Below are 21,194 nucleotides of genomic sequence, written 5' to 3'. Positions count from 1 at the left end.
TCTAGGACTGGAGCGGAGCGAATGTGACATTCGTGAGCACCAGCACGCAGGACTGACAAAGAATGCAAGGGTTTGTCTACACGCTGAGACACATCGCAGTGGATGTGTCTCACTCATTATTCAGGTTTTAAGACAATCAACAGATCTCCAGTTTGAATCCCTTCTCCATTCGTGACATGAATTTCATCCACGACTGCTGAGAACGGTGCTTGTACCGTCGTTTCCATTTTCATCGCTTCATTGATCATCAAATGCTCACCTTGAGAAATTTTCTGTCCTTTTTCAACAAGCACTTTGATCACAGTGCCTGGCATCGATGCCGCAATGTGATTTGGATTTGAGCGATCTGCCTTCATTTTTTCTTGAACGGAGGATTTGATGCTTTCATCCTTAATGACCACTTCACGCGGCTGTCCATTCAGCTCAAAGTAAAGCACTCTTGTAGCATCTGGATTCGGTTCTCCAATGGACACGAGTTTGACAATGAGGGTTTTCCCTTTTTCAATTTCTACCTCAATTTCTTCACCAAGTCTCATGCCGTAGAAGAAGGTTGGTGTGTCAAGAACAGAGATGTCTCCATAACTTTCTGCTGTTTGAACAAATTCAGAAAAGACTTTCGGGTATAAAGCATATGCAATGGCATCTTGTTCTGTTAACGTCAAGTCATGTGATTCTTTGAACTGCTTTTTGATTTCTTCAAAGTCCACTGGTTTCAGTTTCTCACCTGGTCTGACAGTAAGCGGCTCCTCCCCTTTTAAAATCAGCTTTTGCAATTTTTCTGGGAATCCGCCATGAGGCTGTCCTAAATAACCTTTAAACAATTCAACAACCGAATCTGGGAAATCCAGTGTTGCTCCTTTTTCATAAACATCCTCTTCTGTCAGATCGTTTTGCACCATATAAAGTGCCATATCTCCGACTACTTTAGAAGACGGTGTCACTTTCACAATGTCACCAAACATGTCATTTACACGTCTGTACATTTCTTTTACTTCATTCCAGCGGTCGCCAAGGCCGACTCCTTTCGCCTGCTGTTGCAGGTTACTATACTGGCCACCAGGCATTTCATGCTCATAAATTTCTGTATGCGGTGAATTCATTCCGCTTTCAAACTCATGGTAATATTTTCTGACGGAATCCCAATATTGAGAAAGACGTTCAACCGCTTGAACATTCATTTCGGGCTTTCTTTCATGTCCGTCTAAAGCATAATATAATGAGCTCGCACTTGGTTGTGATGTGAGCCCCGCCATAGAGCTGACCGCAACATCAACAATATCAACACCTGCATCAATCGCTCTTGCATAGGTGAAGAGTCCATTTCCACTCGTATCGTGTGTATGAAGGTGGATTGGAATCGTGAGCTCGTCTTTTAGAGCAGATACAAGTTCATAAGCCGCCTGCGGTTTTAATAATCCCGCCATATCTTTAATGCCTAAAATATGAGCGCCTGCGGATTCAAGCTCCTTCGCAAGAGAGACATAATATTTCAAATCATATTTCGGACGTGATGGATCAAGAATATCACCTGTATAACAAATCGCTGCCTCTGCCACTTTGCCTGATTCACGAACAGAATCAATGGCAAGCGTCATGCCTTTGACCCAGTTTAGGCTGTCAAAAATACGGAAGACGTCAATGCCTGCCTCTGCCGATTCCTTTACAAATGCTTTAATCACATTATCCGCATAGTTTGTATATCCGACAGCGTTTGATGATCTTAATAGCATTTGGAACAAAGTGTTTGGCACTTCTTGACGAAGCTCTTTCAATCTTTCCCAAGGATCTTCTTTCAAGAAACGATATGCCACATCAAATGTAGCGCCGCCCCACATTTCCATACTGAATAACTCTGGCCATAAACCTGCTGTTGGCTGCGCAACTTTCTTTAAGTCGTGTGTTCTAAAGCGTGTTGCAAGCAGGGATTGATGTGCGTCTCTAAAAGTTGTATCCGTTAAAAGTACACTGCTTTGCTCTTTCACCCAATTGGCGAGCCCCTCAGGTCCATGCTTGTCTAACAATTGTTTTGTTCCAGAAGGAATCGTTTCATGGACAGCAAGTCTCGGCACATTTGGTTTATCAAAATGAGGCTTCTTATTTTCCGAAATACCAGGGAACCCATTAATGGTAACGTTACCAATATAAGTAAGCATTTTCGTTCCGCGGTCTTTTTGCTTAGGGAAGTTAAATAGCTCTGGTGTTGAATCAATAAACGATGTATCATATTCCCCTCTTAGAAACTTCTCGTGCTTTGCGACGTTTTCAAGAAACGGGATATTTGTTTTAATGCCACGAATCCTGAATTCTTGTAAATTTCGGACCATTTTAGCCGCAGCTTGATCGAATGTAAGTGCCCAAGTAGACAGCTTGACCAACAGTGAATCGTAATAAGGTGTAATCACCGCACCTTGGAAGCTGTTTCCTGTATCAAGACGTACACCAAAACCACCGCCTGAACGGTAAGCCATGATTTTTCCTGTATCTGGCATAAAATCATTCAAAGGATCTTCTGTTGTGACCCTTGATTGAATGGCAAATCCATGTGTAAAGATATCTTCTTGTTTTGGTATCCCGACTTCTTTGCTGTGGAGGTCATGTCCTTTTGCGACAAGAATTTGGGTTTGGACGATATCGACCCCTGTGATCATTTCTGTGATCGTGTGTTCCACTTGGACCCTAGGATTGACTTCAATAAAATAAAACTCCCCATTTGCCACTAGGAATTCTACAGTCCCTGCATTGATATACGATACATTCTGGGCCAGCTGAACAGCCGCTTCACAGATGTCTTCACGCAATTGATCTGAAAGAGACACACTTGGTGCAACCTCAATGACTTTTTGATGACGCCTTTGAACAGAGCAGTCACGCTCATATAAATGAATGATATTGCCGTGATTGTCTCCAATCACCTGCACTTCAATATGCTTCGGATTTTCAATCAGCTTTTCAACATATACTTCGTCATTTCCAAAAGCCGCTTTCGCCTCTGACTTTGCACGGTCGTAGGCTTCGTTCAGCTCCTCTTTTGATCTGACAATCCGCATACCTCGGCCGCCGCCTCCAAGTGAAGCTTTAATAATAAACGGGTAACCGTATTCTTCACCGAATTTTTCGACTTCTTTGACCGAATCAACCGGCCCGTCACTTCCTGGAATGACTGGAATCCCAGCTTTTTTCGCTTCATCTCTCGCTTTTACTTTATCTCCAAACATATCTAAATGTTGAGAAGTTGGGCCGATGAATTGGATGCCTTCCTCTTCGCATCGTCTTGCAAAATGAATGTTTTCAGATAAAAATCCGTATCCTGGATGAATCGCATCCACGTCATTTCGTTTTGCAATTTCGATGATCCCCTCGATATCAAGGTAGGCATCAATCGGCTTTTTCCCTTCTCCAACTAGATATGCTTCATCGGCTTTATAGCGATGATAAGAGCCCGAGTCTTCTTTGGAGTAAATGGCCACTGTACGTAAGTTGAGCTCCGTACAGGCCCTAAAGACTCTGATAGCGATTTCCCCTCTGTTTGCAACTAGAACCTTTTGAATTGTTCTCTGTGACATTCTCACTCCTCCATATCCCTTAAAATTTTATATGTACTCTATAATAAAGGAAGAAATGAAAACTGTACACTTTTGTTTTCTAAAGATTCAAAGTTTTCTGCAATCCATTTTTTTGAATCGATGGTTTGCTGATTGATTTTTTCTTTTTATAACGCTCTTTATATTCAGTGAACATGCTGATATTCAGCAATATTCCCATACATCCACTCAGTAAAATGATAGAGGATCCCCCGTAGCTGATAAACGGAAGTGTGACCCCAGTAATCGGAATGAGACCTGAAACACCGCCCAAATTAATACACGTTTGGATGGCAATCATTGAAGAAATTCCTATTGCAAGCAAACTTCCAAACGGATCTTCACACTTTCTCGCAATGTAAAAACCTTTCACGACAATAAAACCAAGGAGAGCAAGGACAAAAAATACACCGAAAAAACCAAGCTCTTCCGAGATAATTGCCATGATAAAATCTGTATGCGGTTCTGGAAGGTATCCATACTTTTGTACACTCTCTCCAAGACCAAGCCCAAAAAAGCCGCCTGATCCAATCGCATAATATGAATTAATCAATTGATGCCCAGAAGCGCCTGCGTCTTTAAATGGATCTTGGAAACTCTCAAAACGTCCAAGACGATTCTGCGTGAAAATTTTATCCCAAAAAAGAATAATAAACGGTGTCACAACAACCATCACCGCACTAAATAAAGCGAGCAGCTTGGCCAGCGTTTTACCGCTAAACCCTGAGCATAAAATCATCGCAAGGGCAATCATACCAATGATAAAAGCTGTCCCATAATCTGGCTGCAAAATAATAAATCCGCATAGGATGGAGACAACCACAATTGGAGGTGTAACCCCTCTTAAAATATGGTCAATATAATGCTGCTTCTTTGCATAGACAGCAGCAAGATAAATGATGACAACGATCTTCACGAATTCCGCTGGCTGAAGACTAAAAGGCCCAAATTTGATCCAGCTTCTAGCATTCCCTGCAATGTGACCGCCAAAGTACACATAAATGAGAGAAAACACAGATAGCAAAAGCATCACAATTTGGAATCTTTTATTTAAGAGCAGCTGATACGGAATGAGGGCTGTAAACATCAAGATGACCGCCCCGACAATCATAAATAAAAGCTGTTTCTTGAAAAAATTATCTGGCGCAGCATCATATCTGATCACAGATGTAATCATACTTGAGCTATACACCATCACCAAGCCGAATGCGCTAATTAATATAATGGCGAACAATAATGAGTAGTCATACGATTTTAGCATTCTCTTTAACATATAATCCTCTTCCTAACGTCTATTTCTACTGCTTGACATTCTCTTCTCTTAGCTGTTCTTATTCTACTACATTTTCTCCGTTTGATCCCGTTTTACCTCTTTATATTGTTCGTCTTTCATGAGACAATCAAGTCCGTTTGGCATCAAATAAAAAGGCGGACAAAAAAACTCAAACTTATGTTGTGGAAGTTTGAGTTTTCAATCATTATTTTTTTGTGAACGCATCATGAAGTGCGGATAATTCTCTCTCAAGTTTATCGAGTAGTTTTTTGCCTTCATGTTGATCAACTAATCCAAGCCGGACAGCGAAATCAATTTCTCTCGATAATCCGAACATTTGAGTATCTAAAACCTCTTCATAAAGAGGACATTGCGGCATCGTTAAGTTGTCCATTTGCACTTGGATCAATTTTAAAATTTTATCTGCATCCAATTTTAATAAAGCCAGTGCTTTTTGCCGATGATCGACTAAAATTTCTGACGCCAAAAGTATCCCTCCGTTCCCCAGGCGAGTACCTAATTCTTCTATTTATCATAAAGCGAAACGCCCAAAATTGCAAGCAGATTTGTACAGTTCGCTCTGTAAAAATAAAAAGAAGCCATTCGTCATTAAAAGATACTCATCTCATATTTTTCACTCATGAGCTCAAGCAGCTTAATACCCGCAATACTATTCCCTTTTTCATCCAAAGCAGGCCCGAATATACCTATCCCAAAGTCGTATGGCGCCGCCCCCATAATTCCGCCTGAAACACCACTTTTAGCAGGGATTCCGATATTGATCGCAAATTCCCCGCTCGCATTGTACATACCGCATGTGACCATAAACGTTTTACAAATTCTAGCAACATCTTTCGAAAGGATTTGCTTTCCTGTCTCTGGATGCCTGCCATCTAATGAAAAAACACACGCGATCTTCGCCAAATCCAGGCTATTCATCATGACGGCGCACTGCTTCGTATAGACGTCCATCACCTCTTCTACATTCCCTTTAATGATATGATATTGCTTCATATAATAGCACATTGCGCGGTTAATCATTGATGTTTCAAATTCGGATGCAGCGGTTTCTTTGCAATATGTAATGGTGGTGTCATTGGCAAGCTCTCTAATAAAACCAAGCAGCCGGTTCAGCTGATCTTGCGGCGTTGCCCCTCTTATTAAACTTGTAACGGCAAGCGCTCCTGCATTAATCATTGGGTTAAGCGGCTTATTTGGGCTTGCTGTCTCTAGTTTAATCATCGAATTAAACGGGTCGCCAGTCGGTTCTTGTCCAACATATTGAAACACTTTTTTCGGTCCTTCTTCTGAGAGCACGAGCGCCAGTGCTAATACTTTTGAAATACTTTGCAGGGTGAATCGTTTATCAACATCTCCCGCTGAGTGGCACGTATTACTCACATGGTATACAGCGACAGATAAATCCGATTGATCCGCTTTACCGAGTGCCGGAATATAGGATGCTACCTTTCCATTTTTGGCCACCTTTTTTGCCTCTTCTACAAATCGCTGAAGCTCTTTATTGTCACGACATGCCATGCCCAAAATCCTCCCTATTTTTCGTCTAATCGTAGTGTGTACAAGGAAGTGCATGTTTATGAAAGTGACAAAGCGGGCGAAAACTTCTATAATTTATGTTGGAAAGGGGTTGTCTTGAACATGAGCATTATTCAAATCAAGGGGAACGTACAATACAAGATCACCATTGATCCGAGTGTATGGATTTTTGATGACCGTAAATTTTTAATGGATTCATTTTTTGAGAAAAGTGCAACAAACGAAGAGCAGCAGCTAGATCAGGAACTCGATCAAGAGCGGGTCATAAGAGAAGGTCAAACACTTCCACCCACATTAAAAACAGAGAAAAAGTACGAAAAAGAAAGACTTGTCACAGGCAGCTTCGGGATGAAACTTGGCGATATGATAAAAAATGCAGAACCGCTCGAACAAGCGGAGACGTGTGAATTTGTCACAGAAACAGAAACAATTGCTGTTCCGCTCTCTAAGGCGATGGATAGCATTGCCCATTTCAGCCAAAATGGAAAGCCTATAACAGAAGAAGGACCAATCCACGTTTATTTCGAGGATCAGTCCAACATCACTCAGCCGATTAAAGGCGTCAAAGAGTTAATCATTACATAAGATGACGGGTCTGGACTATAATAAATCAGCTGCAAGCTGTGCAAGTCCAGACCTTTCTCCTTTGACAAGCTTGACATGTCCAGATATTTGCTGCCCTTTGAAACGCTCAATGACATATGTGAGCCCATTATTTAAGCTGTCTAAATAAGGGTGATCAATCTGCTCTGGGTCTCCCATCAGCACAATTTTACTTCCCTCACCAACCCGCGTTAATAATGTTTTTACTTCGTGTTTTGTTAAGTTTTGCGCCTCATCGATAATGATAAATTGATCAGGGATACTTCTCCCGCGAATATACGTTAAAGCTTCCACTTGAATTGAACCGATGCCCGCTAGTATCGCATCAAGTTCACCAGGTTTTTTTGTGTTAAATAAAAATTCTAGGTTGTCATAGATCGGCTGCATCCACGGTCTGAGCTTCTCTTCTTTTTCGCCTGGCAAATACCCTAAGTCCTTACCGACAGGAACAATGGAGCGCGCCACGATGAGCTTTTTAAACATGCCGAGGTCCTCTGTCTGCATTAATCCAGCAGCAAGTGCAAGCAGTGTCTTTCCTGTTCCCGCTTTTCCGATAAGTGTCACAAGCGGAATATCGCGGCGTAAAAGTAACTCAAGCGCCATCGTTTGCTGGACATTTTTTGGGCGAATTCCCCAAATATGTTCTTGGTCATAAATAAGCCGTTTCACATGCTCTGCTTTTTGATCAAGCATCCCCAAAGCAGAACCACCCTCATTTCCCTTCATAATAACAAATTGATGAGGGTTTAATGGCGTTTGGGTGACGTCTTTTATTGGTAACTGATTTTGCTTATAAAATGTATTCAGCTGCTCAGTCGGAATATAGAGCTCATGATAGCCGTTATCAATGTCTTCATTTTGTAGCACTCGATCGCTTAAGAAATCCTCTGCTTGCAGACCAATGGCATCCGCCTTTACTCGCACCAGGACATCTTTGCTGACCAAAATAACAGGCCGGCCATCCGGTTTTGTTTCTTCCTCTAAGCTCAAATTCTTCGCAACAGCCAAAATCCGGTTATCGTTTGTTTTTTCGATGAAAATTTCTTGAAGTTCATGGAAAGAGCGATGATTCAGCTCAATACGAAGTGTTCCTTTTGACTCCAGCGTAATTTTTTCATGCAGTTTCCCTTTCGATCTCAACCCGTCGATTAAACGTGAGACACGTCGTGCGTTTTGCCCAACCTCGTCCATATATCTTTTTTTCGAGTCTACTTCTTCTAACACTACGGCCGGAATCACGACCTCGTTGTCTTCAAATGAAAAGATTGAATTCGGATCCTGTAATAACACATTTGTGTCTAATACATAAATTTTACTCAGGTCCTTCGCCTCCTGATCGGGGTTTCATTCATCCTTGTCTTTCCAAAAACGATTGTTAAAATATATGTTTTCATGAATAAAGTTAGAAGGTTAATTCAACAATAAAACAAATCATGCAGTTTGTGAAGGAGGGAATACACATGCGACTATTTTTGACGTTATTCATGGTTCAAACCATTCTTTTATTAGGCGCTTGCCAGCATCAAGAGAAGCCTTTGGCACAAGAACATCAAGACGGAAACAAGCATTTAGTAAGAGTATCAGACTCATCCAAGAAAAACACTGACAAAGCCCGCCCATCAACAGATGTGGCAAAGCACCTAGTGAATGTGACTGAGCATGTAGCAGATGTAAATGATGCAACAGCGATCGTCATCGGCAAGTATGCTGTCGTCGGCATTGATGTAAAAGATGATTTAGATAGAAGCAAAGTGGAAACCATTAAATATTCAGTCGCCAAAGCGCTGAAAAATGATCCAGAAGGTGCGAATGCTGTTGTCGTCGCTGATCCAGATACAGTGAGCCGTTTAAAGGAAATGGGCAAAGAAATACAAGCTGGCAGGCCAGTAAGCGGAATTATGGACGAACTAGCAGCCATTGTGGGCCGTGTGATGCCAGAAATGCCTCGAAATGAAATCGACCGTAACGAAACAGATCCGACGAATGATCCGAATCATCAGCTCAAACAACAAGATCAAAAGCAATTAGAAAAAAACCAAAACGATCAATCAAACCATCATATGAATCAGAAGAAATAATGAGAACGGCTTATATCTCTTGTGATATAAGCTTTAGATTGTTGACAAAGGGCTAAAATGAACTTTATTTTGGCTCTTTGTCTTCTTTTCAGCGTGATAGAAAACCTTTGCAGTCCAGGAAGGACGAGCATCGGCGCGGAGCGAATTTGACATTCGTGAGCACCGAAGCGCAGGACTGACACCGAATGCGAGGGTTTGCCTACACGCTGCGGCTTATATCTCTTGTGATATAAGCCTTTTTTATGCTGATTTTAAGTGGTTCAAAAAACATGCTATAATGAAGGCATGACCAAAGTGAGGTGAAAATGATGAGAGTGAAGTGCTCATTATGTGAAAAGCTTGAAACCATTAATGATGATACACTTGTTGCTAAACGGTTAAGAAATCGACCGATTCATACATATATGTGCGATGACTGCCAAGAAAGAATTAAAGTAAAGACAGAGGCACGCATCAAAACTGGCAGATTCTCTCTTTATCAAGATCCTGCGACGAAAGAGAAAAAGAAGAAAAAAGGAAAAAAAGAACAGAAGACATAAAAAAGACCTGACACAAGTTCAGGTCTTTTTTACGTACTCACTGTTCCTTCTTTTTTCGCACGATGCAGCCGTATTTTATAAATAATCAAAATGACAGCTGCCACAACCAGGCCTTCTGCTACTGGCAAGAAGATTCCTAGAAATGTGAGAAACGTGCAGCCAAAAATCAAAAACAAATAAATGACAAGTGCTTTTAAAATCGGTAAACGTCTAGCAAAGCCGAGTTTAAAAACAATAATCGCTAAAACAAGGATGGTGCCATATAGGAGCCACATCCCTGTTTGCGGATTTTCATCGACACGAAACAGCATCGCGAAAAAGGATAGATTCTCACTTACTTCCTGATCATTCAAAAAGATTCCCTCCCCTTATCTTTCAGGGTTCTATCTTTTTAATTCTTCATGGAATTAAGATAATCCTGCTAGCTTTTTCTTCTTCGCAGCTTTCTCACGTTCGTTTTTATCTAAAATTTTCTTTCTTAAACGGATCGATTCCGGTGTAACCTCACAGTATTCGTCTTCATTTAAGTACTCAAGAGATTCCTCAAGTGACATAATACGTGGTTTTTTCATGCTAACCGTTTGATCTTTTGTCGCTGAACGTACGTTTGTTTGTTGTTTCATACGGCTCACGTTGACAACAAGATCGTTTTCACGGTTATGCTCACCAACAATCATTCCTTGGTATACTTCAACACCCGGCTCAACGAAAATCACACCGCGCTCTTCAACGCCTTGGATTCCGTAAGCAGTTGCTTTACCTGTTTCCATTGAAACAAGTACACCTTGACGGCGTCCGCCAACTTGACCAGACTGCATCGGCTGGTAGCTGTCAAACGTATGGTTCAAAATACCAAAACCACGAGTTAATGAAAGAAATTCAGTTGTATATCCGATTAAACCACGTGATGGAACTGTAAAGATCAGGCGAACTTGACCATTACCATTATTGATCATGTCAATCATTTCACCTTTTCTTGCACCCATTGATTCCATAACAGAGCCAGTATGCTCTTCAGGTACATCAATTTGAACACGCTCTACAGGCTCACATCGAACACCATCTACTTCTTTTACAATAACTTCTGGCTTCGATACTTGCAGTTCAAATCCTTCACGTCTCATATTCTCAATCAGAATTGATAAGTGAAGCTCACCGCGTCCTGATACGACCCAAGCATCAGGTGAATCCGTTGGATCTACACGAAGACTTACGTCTGTTTGAAGCTGCTGTTCTAAACGCTCTTCAATTTTACGTGATGTCACGTACTTTCCTTCACGGCCTGCAAATGGGCTGTTATTCACAACAAATGTCATTTGAAGTGTCGGCTCATCAATACGAAGGATCGGCAAAGCCTCTTGGTGTTCTACCGGGCAGACTGTTTCTCCTACGTTGATGTCTTCCATACCAGATACTGCGACAAGATCTCCAGCTTTCGCTTCATTGATTTCCACTCGTTTTAACCCTTGGAAACCAAAAATCTTCGTCACGCGGAATTGTTTTACACTGCCATCCACTTTCATTAGAGCAACTTGCTGTCCTACTTGCATCGTTCCTCTAAATACACGGCCAATTCCAATTCTTCCAACATAATCATTGTAATCAAGTAGCGCCACTTGGAATTGAAGCGGCTCTTCATGGTTGTCGACTGGGCATGGGATATGGTTGACAATCGCTTCAAACAACGATTCCATGTTTTCATCTTGCTTACTAGCATCGTTACTTGCTGTACCATTGATTGCTGATGCATATACAACTGGGAATTCAAGCTGTTCTTCTGTTGCATCCAATTCAATGAACAAGTCAATGACTTCATCAACTACTTCAGCTGGACGAGCAAAGTCACGGTCAATTTTATTGACAACAACAATTGGTGTTAAGTTTTGCTCAAGTGCTTTTTTTAGCACGAATCGTGTTTGAGGCATACAACCTTCATATGCATCCACAACGAGAAGTACACCATCTACCATTTTCATGATACGCTCAACTTCACCACCGAAATCGGCGTGTCCTGGTGTATCTAAAATATTAATGCGTGTATCTTTATAATGGATCGCAGTATTTTTAGCTAAGATCGTAATACCGCGCTCTCGCTCTAAATCATTTGAATCCATGGCTCTCTCAGCGATATTTTCATTCGCACGGAAAGTACCAGCTTGATGGAGCAATTGGTCAACAAGCGTCGTTTTACCATGGTCAACGTGGGCAATAATTGCGATGTTGCGAAGGTCTTTTCGAAGTTTCACATTTTCATCTCCTAAAATAATTAGATAACTTTCATATTATATCACAATCCCCTTTAAATGCCGATCGTTTTTCTGTAAACTTATATTAACTCTAAAAAAAGGGATGGAGACAAATGAAACAAATCAAATGGCTTCTATTATTATGTGCATTACTTGCCGTCGTCAGTATGGCGTTTATTGGAGTGTCTGTTGCAGAAAAAAGCATACTGGGAACATGCTTAAGTATTGTGTTCGCCATGATTTTCATGGGTACAGGATTTACATTAAAACGAAAATTAAACGTGCAATCATAAAATTTATGAAAAGCCTTTTACATTTTACATGTAGAAGGCTTTTATTTTGGGTAAAAACAAGACCAACCACCTATGTAACACTAATGATTCAACTAAAAATTTCATATAGTGTTGGCAAATCTAAGCAATCTGAACTCCTCCATTTTTCGACAAGAACTTTTATAGTTCTCCAAAATCAAACACAAAGTTACATTTTTCCTATTCTTCCACAAAGTTTCTCATGGTATGCTGTTATTGCAACAAAATTTAACAGAAAAGGGAGAGAAAAGAAGCATGAAGAAGTTTTTGAGCAAATCGCTCAGCTCTGTTGTATTTTTCGCTTTAGCTATCATTTTTACTTTCACAACAGTAGCTCCTGGGCAAGCAAGTGCTGCAACTTTCAAAGGGATTCCTTTTGAGCAGCAACAAATTATTAAAGATTTATTGGAGAAAAACGAGCGTGTTATCAGCATTCTCATCAATTCATTTGTTGAGGAAGACAACAACTACACATTTGATGTGAAAAAAGCTGTTGAGCTCGGTCTGACTGAAGAAGAAGCGGCGACTGCTGAGAAATTCTTAGATCGCGCAGCTGTTCTTACAATCGTTTTCAGTGAAAGCATCACTAAAAACGAAAAAGGAAAATTAGTTTTTGATGCAGAAAAAGCTGTTGAACTTGGTCTTACTAAAGAAGAAGCAACTAAATTCGAAAAGCTTTTCAAATCAGTGATCAGAATTGCTGATCTTGCTGGTGATGCACTTGTTCTAGACAAAAAAGGAAACGTTGTAATTGATTCTAAAATCGCTAAAGGTCTTGGATTCAGCTCTACTGAATTACTTGTTTTCAACCAATTGCTTAAGAAAATTCCTCAAGAGCAATTAAAAACGTTCTATGATGCAGTTCAAATTGCTAAAGAAAAATTGAACTAAGCTCAAAAAACCCCCATCCGGTTCATCCAGATGGGGGTTCTTTCTTATATCCAATAGATCAAGAGCATGATGAGATAGACGATACTAAAAACGATACTTGCCCTTAATAACAGTTTTCCATAGTAGCGCTTTTCAAACTTTCTTTTTTCTTCTTTTTCATCTATGAACGGTATGAAATCTGTTGACTTTGCAATAGAGACTGGTTCTTTCATTTCTTCATATAGATGAAGGCATTTTTTGCATGAACGTAAGTGCTCATTCACTAATTGATTTGTTTCTTCACTCGTGTCCCCTTCTATATAAAGTGGTAATAGTTCTTCAATCAAATAACAGCTCATTTGTTGAACTCCTCACAATGTAGCTTTCGTTTCAGCTCTAATCTTGCTCGATGAAGGGTTGTCTTTACTTTAGGTAAAGTCCAATTCAAAATTTCCGCTACTTCTTCATACGATAATTCCTGAATATCTCTTAAAATGAGGACTTCTCGGTAAGAATCCTTCAATTGATTGATCTGGCTCCAGAGCCTTTGAATATCAGCTTGAGTTTCTAAATGGTCTTCAGGTGTCATGAATATCTGTTGCTCTAAAAAATCAGCATTTTCTACATCCGTAAAAGTTCGTTTTATTTTTCGGCGATAGTCGTTGACAAATGTATGATAAGCAATGGTGTAAAGCCATGTTTTAATGCTTGAATGTCCTTTAAAAGAGGATAATCCATGCAGTGCCTTGATAAATACATCCTGCGCAAGGTCCTTGGCTGTTTCGACATTTCCCGTTCTGCGATATAAATATTTGGTGATTTCCTGAAAATATTCTTCATATATTTTTTCAATTTGATTGGTCGGTCTAGACATCAAAAATAAAACCACACAGTCATCCAAATTGATAAAACGATAAAAAAGAAGTATAACGAAGAAATAAACCACTTCATGCGTTTTAATTCGAGATAATCGTTCTGATCCTCAGTGTGGGCAGGAGCAAACTCATTTCCCTTAACAGAATGCTGAAACTGCTTTTCATGCGTCTTCATCCAGTTAGAAGCCTCTTCTCCAAGCTCCCCTTCCTGATACAATTCATATAAGTCTTGAAAGATGGCTTGTTTTTCTTTATCTGTCAAAACGTTGCACCTCTTTTGTTCGTTCATTTACTTCATATATTTTCCGCTCATTCGATCCGAAGGTTTGAATGATCACAAACCACGAAATGCCCATTTTTCCCTCTTTGTCGATCATTCTCACCGGCTTGATTTGTTTTTTATAGATGGTATAAGGTTCATACTTTTTGAGAACTTGCTGATAGACTTCATCACGTTCTTGATTCGATACCGTATGCGGTAAAGAAGAGTCTGATTGCCAATTCAACTCAATTCCATCGGCATCTCTCGTCACATGAAGTAAATTTGATGACCCGTGAAAAGTATATTGTTTGTGTTCACGAGTTCCTGTTTCTGTCTTCACGTCTTTTGACTGTTCCCCTATCATTTCAAACAAATCTTCGTCACTGATATTTCCTTTTTTCTGTTGAAGAATCGCTTTTGATAGCTGTATTTTCAGCAATTCTTTCGTTGAACCATTAAACAGAAATTCAGATTGATCGGCTGTCTTTACCGTCACTTCATGCTGCCATTCAAAATAAAAAGCATCAACGTCTGTGATCTGGTAAGCTGGTGGCTGTAAATTTAACTTTTTATAAATACGATTAATTTTCGTTTTCATTTCTTTGTTTGTTAAATTGATCCCGTCTACATCCTTCAATTGAAAGATGGCGTTCCCATATTGTGCTTGTCGAAGCGTCTCTTTTTGCCAGGTGGCAAACGCTAAGCTCTCATCTTTATTCTGAGACATTTTTGGCAAAAGAAGAACGCTTGTCTCCCCGTCTTCTTTTTCAATCACTACATGAATACGGTCTAGATCAACGGATCGGCCGCTTCTTTCAAAAAATTCAATGGTTTTTTCCCTATATTCTTTATCGGTCAAATGCTGACCCTTTGCGCGACCATGATAAAAATAGCTGTTTAATTCACCTGTAAACGCAGAAACATTCACTTCATACTGATCGGCTGCAAACATGTAGTAATAAGAGATCGGCTGTTGACTAGCCGTTGAATATAATGAAGTATCCGCTGGTACAAACTTTGAAGCGAATGCTTTTGCACTTGCTTCAGATAAAGGGCGATATTCTTCTGAGAAAGTATCTGTCAGTTCCGTTTTAGTAAATTGAAACATGATATGTGGGAGATTTAGGATCGGGTTCAGCATCAGCATAAAAAAGACGACAATTCCCCAAGCACCCCACTGTCTCAACTTCACCTTGTTTTGTAGTAACGCACATAACAAATGTAAGGTCATAAAGCTTCCTGCGGCCGCTACTAAAATCACAATGGATTTAAACGAAGATTGCAGCTCATGCTTCGAGATAGAAGGATAAAAAATATACAGCAGCGCAGCGAAAATCAGGCCATAGAAAAACAGCAATTCTTTCCACTTCTGATGCCAAAACAAACGAAAGAATAGGTGAAGTACCAAAGCGGCAAAGCCAATCATAAGCAAAATGATGATTAAATCTCTCCATACCAGCTCCGTATCACCGCTGAGAAAGAACTTTTTGCTTTCAACTAACACAATAAATACCGTTTGACATAAAGGCAGAAGTAACACAGATAAATCAAACGCAAAAAACATGCCCCTATTTTTTAAATAAGGAAGAGAAATCACATAGAAAAGTGATGCAAGCAAGACATATCCATAGATGAGAAATTGCATGAAATCTGTCAGCACTTCAAATGTTTCGATCGTATACTGTCTAGCTAGCACTTGGTGGATCATCTCAAGTGTCATACTCCCTAGCAGAACTACTCTTAATATGATTCCAGCATAAAATACATAACGACTCTTCTTTTCTTTCCATATGGGAAGTGTAATAAAAAGGACAAATAGTCCAAGCACACACCATTGAATCATGTGGATACTGTACTCATTTAAAATAAAAAACCTTTCAAAATGGAGGGATAAATCACTAAACAAATCAAACATCGCTACACAATCCTTTACTTCAAATTAAGGCCTCGTTCGTATAGACATTTGACTTGTCAAAAAGTTTCATCAAATACAAAAAATCACTTCATTCTCATGAAGTGATGTTGTTTATTGTTTATTTCCGCTTCCCTTTATGTAATCATGCAAGATTTTTTCACAGACGGATCGATTTCCAGCAACAATGCTATTTTTCTCTAGAAACGTCAAGCGTTCTCCGTGAATATTCGAGTAAACAGCGCCTACTTCATCAAGTAACACACATCCAGCCGCATAATCCCAAGGCGCTAACCTTAACGTGACATATGCGTCGCTTCTTCCGCTTGCAATATAAGCTAGTTCAAGTGCAGCTGACCCAATCGTTCGTGTTCCTCTCACATCGCGTACGAGACGGGCAAACGGCTTAGCGTCAAAATGAGGGCTTTCAATCGCCCATGTTGGGTTAATGCCGACAATGGCTTTTTCAATGGCGACATCTTTTAGAGGCGGGAGTAAGGTATCGTTCATATACGCCCCTTCTCCTTTGACTGCATGATAGAGCTCGTCATGGATGACGTCATAAATAAGACCGATTTTCCCCACACCATGTTCAAATATCCCAATTGAAATGGCAAAATTTCGTTTTTGATGGACAAAGTTCATGGTGCCATCAATTGGATCAATGATCCATACTATCCCGTCAAGAGAGGTCACTTCTTCCCCTTGGCCCTCTTCTCCTAAAATATGATGATCTGAAAATGTCGACTGTATCTTTTCAATGAAGAAACGTTCTGTTTCTTTATCGATGTTTGTGACAAGATCATTTGGATTTGATTTTGTTTCAATTGATAGACCTTCCTGCATGGATGCTTTAATGCGGCTACCCGCTTCTTTTACCCAAAGCTTTGCAAGTCGGTCAATTTCCACCCAGTTTGTCATCGGACTGTAAACCTCTTTTCTATGTAGTACCTATTTGTATTAGCATACTGATATTATGTACGTAAAAGCAAGAAAAAAGCAGCTTCATACAAAAACGAACCGATGAATTGGTTCGTTTTTACCTCACCTTGTTTTACCCTTGAAGCTGCTCCCATTCTTTTCTTAGGCGCTCAAGCTTTCGTTTGCTGCGTTCTACCTGGATATCATCTTTTTGCTCGATGGCTTCATGAAGCGTAGAAAGCTCATAATCAACCTCTAATCTCCACACAGCGATGCGATTCTTCTTCTCTTGTCTATACCCATGCTTCACGATTTGCTTCATTGGTCAACGCCCCTTCCAGAGAATGATTCATTCCTTGTCAGTTTTCATTGATAAAAAATACAATCGATAAGAGAAATGGTTCTTGCTTATATCGTATGAAGCGATCGCATAACCGCAACGACATTCTGAAAATTGTGTTTTTACCTATTTGTTATGTACCACAAAATCGAAGTTTTTAAACGCCGAACCAAGATCCCTGCTATCTTTGTCTTTAAAGTGCATCTTTTTTTGAGCTTGACCCAAGCTATGATAAAATATGATCAGCGAAAAGATACAGGAGGCATAACATGAGTGAAATGCGTTTTAGAGATGAAGATTTTGAAACATTCACAGTAGACGGTTTAGATGAACGTATGACCGTATTAAAAGAGAGAGTCCGACCAAAGCTTGAAGCACTTGGTGAACATTTTGCACCGCTTCTTTCTTCTATTACAGGAGACGAAATGTTTGTCCACGTGGCAAAACATGCAAGAAGATCAGTCAACCCGCCAAATGACACTTGGGTGGCTTTCGCTAACAGTAAGCGTGGGTATAAAAAGCTCCCTCATTTTCAAATTGGGCTTTGGAAAACTCATGTATTTGTATGGTTTGCGCTCATTTATGAATCTCCAGTAAAAGGTGAATATGGGCAACTATTCGAAAAAGAGCTGGACACGATCCAAAAGAAAATACCGCAAGACTTTGTTTGGTCTAAGGATCATATGAAACCGGACGTCCTCCGCCACAGCGAACTTGATGCTGAACAGCTGAGAACACTATTTGAACGTGTTCAAACAGTCAAAAAGGCCGAACTCCTTTGCGGCATCCAGCTTCCTAGAGAAGAAGTTGTTCAAATGAATAATGAAGAATTCTTATCAAAAATTGAAGATGCCTTCCGCACAGTAACTTATCTATACCGCTTTACACAAAAAGAATCTGTATAAAAAACGAGCCTATATAGATAGGCTCGTTTTTTACATCCGTATCATAGCTGTTTCTTCAGCCTCTCTTGCGCTTTTTACTGTTCGATAAGGGGAATACCCACTTCCCTTTTCAAACGCCGCACAATGCGTCTTTTCTTCTGCTTTTGATGGTACAACTTCTTTAAATCGTTTATAAGCCTCTAGTAACGCTTGTTTCGCAATTCCTGTTTCATAGGCTTTTTCAACGGCTTGAAAAAATGAAATGACCGCCATCTTTTCTTCAGTTGTCCAGTCGACGTCCATTGGATATTGATATTCCATTTACTTGTCCCTCACTTTAATCCACATTTCTTATTTGAACTTTTATTATAGCATCTGTTTGATCAGAATCCGATTGATTTTATGCTTTACATTCCGATCAGTTCATAATATAATTCTTTTGTTTTATGCAATGAAATCTGCTGTTATTGGGATAATAATAGCAGGTATTTCGATGAAGGTGGGAAAGCAATTGTCACAACATGATACACCCTTATACACTGGACTAAAAAAACACGCTTCAACCAATCCAGTCCAATTTCACATTCCAGGCCATAAAAAAGGAGCCGGAATGGACCCTGAATTTAGAGCATTCATTGGAGACAATGCATTAAGCATTGACCTTATTAATATAGAACCTCTTGATGATTTACATTCGCCTCGAGGAATGATCAAAGAAGCACAGGAGCTTGCAGCAGAAGCATTTGGTGCCGACCATACGTTTTTCTCTATACAAGGAACAAGCGGCGCGATCATGACAATGGTGATGACCGTCTGTGGTCCTGGAGACAAAATTATTGTTCCACGTAATGTCCATAAGTCGATTATGTCTGCTATTGTATTTTCTGGTGCAGTACCTGTTTTTATTCACCCGGAAATTGACAAAGAGCTTGGCATCTCTCATGGCATCACGCCAGAGTCAGCTAAAAAAGCGCTGACTAAACACCCAGATGCGAAAGGGCTGCTTGTGATTAACCCAACGTATTTTGGCATTTCAGCTGATTTAAAAACCATTGTAGACATTGCTCATTCATATGACGTACCTGTTCTTGTAGATGAGGCACATGGTGTGCATATTCATTTTCACGATGAGCTTCCATTGTCTGCGATGCAGGCGGGAGCTGATATGGCAGCAACAAGTGTGCATAAACTTGGCGGCTCTCTCACCCAAAGCTCGATTTTAAATATAAAAGAAGGGCTTGTTTCAAAGGATCGAGTACAATCTATTTTAAGCATGCTGACAACTACGTCTACTTCTTATTTGCTTTTAGCCTCCCTGGATGTCGCTAGAAAGCGATTAGCGACTGAAGGAAAGGCACTTGCAGATGAAGCCATTCGATTAGCTGAATCAGCAAGAACTCGTTTAAACGAAATTGAAGGTATTACTTGTATTGGTCAAGAAATTCTCGGTTCACCTTCTACTTACGATTATGACCCAACAAAATTAATCATCTCCATTAAAGACCTTGGACTGAATGGCCATGATGTGGAGAAATGGCTGAGAGAAAGCTACCGAATTGAAGTAGAGCTCTCTGACCTATACAACATTTTATGTATCGTGACGCCTGGCGATTGTGATGAGACGATTGATACGCTTGTAACGGCTATGAAGGAAATTGCGGCAACCTCTGCACGTCAAGGCGGCAAACAAGCCGTGACAGAAGTGTTACTGCCTGAGATCCCTTCGCTTGCGATGACACCGCGTGACGCTTTTTACGCAACAACGGAAGTCATTCCATTTAAAGAAGCGGCTGGCCGTATCATTGCAGAATTTGTCATGGTTTATCCGCCTGGTATTCCTATTTTTATACCAGGTGAAATCATCACAGAAGAAAATATCTCCTATATCTTTAAAAATATCGAAATCGGTCTTCCTGTTCAAGGACCAGAAGATTCCACACTAGATATGATTCGTGTCATTAAAGAACAAAAAGCCATTTTATAAAAAAGAAACATGCAGCCCCAATTGGAGCTGCATGCTTTTTTATTTATTCAGAGGCTTCATCACAGCAATGACAGTGACCACATGTTCCATAAAGTGTTGTCACTTTTTCATTTTCAAATTGATCAATGGTTTCATTGCAATCTTGACAAATAATTGTACCCACAGTACATTCCCCTTTTCTTTACTCAAAGTTTGAAAGCGTTTAATCTATTTCATATCTCTATAATATGATGTCATATTTAAGTTGTCAACGGTTAATTGTATGACACATTTAATCATTTTTTATAAAAATATGTTTTTTTCTCATCATATTGAGGAAACGTTTCAAATGTATTTTGCTTCATATCAATTCTGTAACAATTGAGTAACAATCGAAAATTGTCAAAAAGGACGTGATACACTAGAGTGACTAACAGGGAACTGGCTCCTAAAAATGTTGGTACAACCCCAAAGGATTTTGAGGTGAATAGATTGAATTTTATGAGGACCCTTCTCATTATATTCCCTATGCTCTTTGTACTTAGTTCATGCTCATTTGCGTATATCATACCGAATCAGACAGACCAGGTCAGTCATATTCAAAAACCAAGAATTCTCTTTTTTACTGATGCAGAAAATCTTGATAAAGAAAGTCCTTATTATGACGCAGTGCTCGATTTAAAAAATGAATATCCGAAGGAAATGTCCAAGATGATTGTCAAAGAAGATCGTAAAGGCTGGAAAAATGAAGTAGACGAACTGCCGGCTATTTTACTTGTCAATAATGAAAAGGTCATTGTGAAGGTGGAAGGTAATGTCCGAAGTAAAGAGGATATCTTATCACCCATATGCCAAGCATTAGATCGAGTGAATACAAATTAACGGTTCGACTTTGCACTTATATATCCATATGAAAAAAGCCCTCAGCTCATGAGGGCTTTTCGTTTTCAGCGAGGTTTCACATACATAAAAAAACCCT

At 39.9% G+C, this 21,194-nt stretch carries 23 protein-coding genes; 8 read left to right on the top strand and 15 right to left on the bottom strand.

Annotated elements, in window-relative coordinates:
- Nucleotides 1-116 precede the first annotated feature (116 nt).
- From pyc to glsA, 4 genes are all read right to left on the bottom strand, one after another.
- A complete protein-coding gene (pyc, locus tag MHB38_RS07570) occupies nucleotides 117-3,563 on the bottom strand; it encodes a pyruvate carboxylase (protein ID WP_283931319.1) in 3,447 nt (1,148 codons plus the stop codon).
- Nucleotides 3,564-3,642: 79 nt separating this feature from the next.
- Nucleotides 3,643-4,854: a putative lipid II flippase FtsW gene (gene ftsW, locus MHB38_RS07565; protein WP_007499829.1), complete on the bottom strand. Its 1,212-nt coding sequence runs from the start codon at nucleotides 4,852-4,854 to the stop codon at nucleotides 3,643-3,645.
- Nucleotides 4,855-5,059: 205 nt separating this feature from the next.
- Nucleotides 5,060-5,341 carry a YlaN family protein gene (locus tag MHB38_RS07560; protein ID WP_003212509.1) on the bottom strand — a complete coding sequence of 94 codons (282 nt, stop codon included), beginning with the start codon at nucleotides 5,339-5,341 and terminating at the stop codon, nucleotides 5,060-5,062.
- A 122-nt stretch (nucleotides 5,342-5,463) separates the two neighbouring features.
- On the bottom strand, nucleotides 5,464-6,393 hold the full coding sequence (gene glsA / locus MHB38_RS07555; RefSeq protein WP_202734517.1) for a glutaminase A: 930 nt from the start codon (nucleotides 6,391-6,393) through the stop codon (nucleotides 5,464-5,466).
- Between the two features lie 120 nt (nucleotides 6,394-6,513).
- On the opposite strand from glsA, the gene MHB38_RS07550 reads away from it, so the two are divergent.
- Complete coding sequence (locus MHB38_RS07550) at nucleotides 6,514-6,996, top strand: hypothetical protein (RefSeq protein WP_025207280.1); 483 nt, start codon at nucleotides 6,514-6,516, stop codon at nucleotides 6,994-6,996.
- Nucleotides 6,997-7,011: 15 nt separating this feature from the next.
- Here the strand turns inward: MHB38_RS07550 and MHB38_RS07545 are convergent, their stop codons facing one another.
- Entirely contained in the window at nucleotides 7,012-8,334 is a 1,323-nt protein-coding gene (locus tag MHB38_RS07545) for a PhoH family protein (RefSeq protein WP_025207279.1), read from the bottom strand.
- Between the two features lie 140 nt (nucleotides 8,335-8,474).
- Here MHB38_RS07545 and MHB38_RS07540 point away from each other — a divergent pair, with 140 nt between their 5' ends.
- On the top strand, nucleotides 8,475-9,092 hold the full coding sequence (locus MHB38_RS07540; protein WP_008345059.1) for a YhcN/YlaJ family sporulation lipoprotein: 618 nt from the start codon (nucleotides 8,475-8,477) through the stop codon (nucleotides 9,090-9,092).
- 308 nt (nucleotides 9,093-9,400) lie between these two features.
- Nucleotides 9,401-9,631: a YlaI family protein gene (locus tag MHB38_RS07535; protein ID WP_008345063.1), complete on the top strand. Its 231-nt coding sequence runs from the start codon at nucleotides 9,401-9,403 to the stop codon at nucleotides 9,629-9,631.
- A gap of 29 nt (nucleotides 9,632-9,660) precedes the next feature.
- Here MHB38_RS07535 and MHB38_RS07530 read toward each other — a convergent pair whose 3' ends face one another.
- Together MHB38_RS07530 and typA are read right to left on the bottom strand one after the other, a co-directional pair.
- Nucleotides 9,661-9,942, bottom strand: a complete 282-nt coding sequence (locus MHB38_RS07530) for a YlaH-like family protein (protein WP_045034298.1) — start codon at nucleotides 9,940-9,942, stop codon at nucleotides 9,661-9,663.
- Nucleotides 9,943-10,038: 96 nt separating this feature from the next.
- Nucleotides 10,039-11,877, bottom strand: a complete 1,839-nt coding sequence (gene typA / locus MHB38_RS07525) for a translational GTPase TypA (RefSeq protein WP_008345068.1) — start codon at nucleotides 11,875-11,877, stop codon at nucleotides 10,039-10,041.
- Nucleotides 11,878-11,990: 113 nt separating this feature from the next.
- On the opposite strand from typA, the gene MHB38_RS07520 reads away from it, so the two are divergent.
- Nucleotides 11,991-12,170 carry a DUF5325 family protein gene (locus tag MHB38_RS07520; RefSeq protein ID WP_008345070.1) on the top strand — a complete coding sequence of 60 codons (180 nt, stop codon included), beginning with the start codon at nucleotides 11,991-11,993 and terminating at the stop codon, nucleotides 12,168-12,170.
- Nucleotides 12,171-12,443: 273 nt separating this feature from the next.
- Entirely contained in the window at nucleotides 12,444-13,079 is a 636-nt protein-coding gene (locus MHB38_RS07515) for a hypothetical protein (RefSeq protein ID WP_017359387.1), read from the top strand.
- A 44-nt stretch (nucleotides 13,080-13,123) separates the two neighbouring features.
- Here the strand turns inward: MHB38_RS07515 and MHB38_RS07510 are convergent, their stop codons facing one another.
- The 6 genes from MHB38_RS07510 to MHB38_RS07485 form a co-directional block, all read right to left on the bottom strand.
- Nucleotides 13,124-13,417: an anti-sigma factor family protein gene (locus MHB38_RS07510; protein WP_008345075.1), complete on the bottom strand. Its 294-nt coding sequence runs from the start codon at nucleotides 13,415-13,417 to the stop codon at nucleotides 13,124-13,126.
- Nucleotides 13,414-13,932: a sigma-70 family RNA polymerase sigma factor gene (locus MHB38_RS07505; RefSeq protein WP_029575466.1), complete on the bottom strand. Its 519-nt coding sequence runs from the start codon at nucleotides 13,930-13,932 to the stop codon at nucleotides 13,414-13,416. The genes MHB38_RS07510 and MHB38_RS07505 overlap by 4 nt, the downstream gene beginning before the upstream one ends.
- On the bottom strand, nucleotides 13,932-14,195 hold the full coding sequence (locus MHB38_RS07500) for a hypothetical protein (RefSeq protein ID WP_008345079.1): 264 nt from the start codon (nucleotides 14,193-14,195) through the stop codon (nucleotides 13,932-13,934). Before MHB38_RS07500 ends, MHB38_RS07505 begins: the two co-directional genes overlap by 1 nt.
- A complete protein-coding gene (locus MHB38_RS07495) occupies nucleotides 14,185-16,038 on the bottom strand; it encodes a hypothetical protein (RefSeq protein ID WP_341003008.1) in 1,854 nt (617 codons plus the stop codon). Before MHB38_RS07495 ends, MHB38_RS07500 begins: the two co-directional genes overlap by 11 nt.
- 183 nt (nucleotides 16,039-16,221) lie before the next feature.
- Entirely contained in the window at nucleotides 16,222-17,028 is an 807-nt protein-coding gene (locus MHB38_RS07490) for an inositol monophosphatase family protein (RefSeq protein WP_224563282.1), read from the bottom strand.
- 133 nt (nucleotides 17,029-17,161) lie between these two features.
- Complete coding sequence (locus tag MHB38_RS07485; protein ID WP_008345085.1) at nucleotides 17,162-17,350, bottom strand: hypothetical protein; 189 nt, start codon at nucleotides 17,348-17,350, stop codon at nucleotides 17,162-17,164.
- A 287-nt stretch (nucleotides 17,351-17,637) separates the two neighbouring features.
- Here MHB38_RS07485 and MHB38_RS07480 point away from each other — a divergent pair, with 287 nt between their 5' ends.
- Nucleotides 17,638-18,273 carry a DUF1054 domain-containing protein gene (locus MHB38_RS07480; RefSeq protein WP_008345087.1) on the top strand — a complete coding sequence of 212 codons (636 nt, stop codon included), beginning with the start codon at nucleotides 17,638-17,640 and terminating at the stop codon, nucleotides 18,271-18,273.
- A 30-nt stretch (nucleotides 18,274-18,303) separates the two neighbouring features.
- Here the strand turns inward: MHB38_RS07480 and MHB38_RS07475 are convergent, their stop codons facing one another.
- Nucleotides 18,304-18,573 (bottom strand): UPF0223 family protein, encoded by a 270-nt coding sequence (locus MHB38_RS07475; protein ID WP_008345089.1) that lies wholly within the window; start codon nucleotides 18,571-18,573, stop codon nucleotides 18,304-18,306.
- A 190-nt stretch (nucleotides 18,574-18,763) separates the two neighbouring features.
- Here MHB38_RS07475 and MHB38_RS07470 point away from each other — a divergent pair, with 190 nt between their 5' ends.
- On the top strand, nucleotides 18,764-20,236 hold the full coding sequence (locus tag MHB38_RS07470) for an aminotransferase class I/II-fold pyridoxal phosphate-dependent enzyme (RefSeq protein ID WP_017367175.1): 1,473 nt from the start codon (nucleotides 18,764-18,766) through the stop codon (nucleotides 20,234-20,236).
- Nucleotides 20,237-20,279: 43 nt separating this feature from the next.
- Here the strand turns inward: MHB38_RS07470 and MHB38_RS07465 are convergent, their stop codons facing one another.
- Nucleotides 20,280-20,399: a GapA-binding peptide SR1P gene (locus MHB38_RS07465; protein WP_003212464.1), complete on the bottom strand. Its 120-nt coding sequence runs from the start codon at nucleotides 20,397-20,399 to the stop codon at nucleotides 20,280-20,282.
- Nucleotides 20,400-20,716: 317 nt separating this feature from the next.
- Between MHB38_RS07465 and MHB38_RS07460 the strand changes: the two genes are divergently transcribed.
- Entirely contained in the window at nucleotides 20,717-21,097 is a 381-nt protein-coding gene (locus MHB38_RS07460) for a hypothetical protein (RefSeq protein ID WP_223255627.1), read from the top strand.
- Nucleotides 21,098-21,194: the final 97 nt, after the last annotated feature.

Source organism: Bacillus sp. FSL K6-3176 (assembly GCF_038003325.1).
GTDB classification, from domain to species: domain Bacteria; phylum Bacillota; class Bacilli; order Bacillales; family Bacillaceae; genus Bacillus; species Bacillus altitudinis.
Note: the sequence above shows the minus strand (reverse complement) of the source record. Positions and strands in the feature narration are given on the sequence as shown.